This window comes from Candidatus Magnetobacterium casense (assembly GCF_019173545.1).
Taxonomy (GTDB): Bacteria; Nitrospirota; Thermodesulfovibrionia; order Thermodesulfovibrionales; family Magnetobacteriaceae; genus Magnetobacterium; species Magnetobacterium cryptolimnobacter.
In genome coordinates, this window is the sequence record NZ_JABXWD010000651.1 from 1 (window position 1) to 1,436 (window position 1,436).

Consider the following 1,436-nt stretch of genomic DNA (forward strand, 5'->3'; position numbering starts at 1 on the left):
AGCGTGAGCCGGGCTTGCCTTCTACCGAGAGCGCGGTCCCGTGTCTTGGGGTACTCGACCGTACCCCGCTCTTGTCTTTGCTATATGTGTTTGTTTCGGGTGACCCTTAGTAGGTTCGTTTCAGTGCTACCTATTTTCTTATTCTTGTTTGTTGTGGTATTAAAAATACCAGTTTTTTGTGTCTTGCTCTATTGCATTATGCGTCGACTTAAGACTGTACAAGGTTCTTGGGGTTGAACCAGCGACACTTGTATTTGATACGTGCCACAAAGTTGTGCGATTCAAGGTCATCGGTGCCGTTATTGGATCCAAAGATTACATGGTAGTAGACTTTGTCAGTGGGGTCAGCCGAGGTCGTACCAGTGATATCAGAATCATCTAGGCCGCGGGAACGGCCGTAGAATTTAGGCATTGAGAAGGAAGCACGAATAGTCGTTGGAGTATCGTTCGAGTTGACGAAGACGGTTTTGATGTTGGGTCGTTCGAGAATATCCGTTAGAGTCGTTAGGAGACCGGTCATAGTTGTGGATGTGTCGCGGACTCCAATCGAGAGGAATGATCCCACTAATTGGGCATTAACAGGGCCGGTGCCACTTACTTGCACAGTACTGACTATTTTAGAAAACAGGGCTACTTCAATAGTGCTGGAAAGGACTTGCCAATTATCATAAATTTGGGAAAGGTAATCGTATCCGTGAGGTTGATGGCCTCCACTAGAAACAGTAGGGTCATAAAGTCCATTTGCGAGAAACAGAGTAGATGTAGCAGCACCAAGTGTGGGGTTCATACTAAAGTAATCACAGTAGTTGACTTCCGTGTCAAATACTTGACCAAAAGGTCCACCGAAGGATGGGGTAAGAGATCTTGGGGGGCGAACAAGGTTGACGATGCCATTGCTACCACGTTGGGTACCGATACCACCATAACCGGAGTTATAGAAGCGTTTCATCTGAGAGGTGGCTTTGCCTTGGCGCCATCGGGCCGCTTGCGAACCGGTCAGGCGTTTGCGTTTCTTGTTTCGAAGGGGGAGAGGCATTCTTGGGACAGTAGCAACAGGTAATGTACTTAAGAACGAATGTGAGAGAGGGAGGAATTTTTGTTGTGATTGAAAGTAGGTAGCCGGTTAAATTATACAATTACCGGCTCCTCGGAGGGTCCCCCCCACGAGGAGTCAAAAACACTAAACCCGGTTTTTGTTCGACGAGGGAGTTAGTTCAGTTCAGTTCAGTTCAGATAGAGGGTATAGGTAATAAGACATCCTAACCCATTCGATAATGATATTACCGGTAATGGGGATGTTGATCTATACCCTTTTCTGACAGGGGTTAGCGTGAGCCGGGCTTGCCTTCTACCGAGAGCGCGGTCCCGTGTCTTGGGGTACTCGACCGTACCCCGCTCTTGTCTTTGCTATATGTGTTTGTTTCGGGTGACCCTTA

The 1,436-nt window shown here is 47.7% G+C and carries 1 protein-coding gene; it reads right to left on the reverse strand.

The features are described 5' to 3' along the window. Positions 1 to 208: 208 nt before the first annotated feature. Complete coding sequence (locus tag HWQ67_RS18435) at positions 209 to 949, reverse strand: hypothetical protein (RefSeq protein ID WP_218254156.1); 741 nt, start codon at positions 947 to 949, stop codon at positions 209 to 211. Between the last annotated feature and the right edge of the window lie 487 nt (positions 950 to 1,436).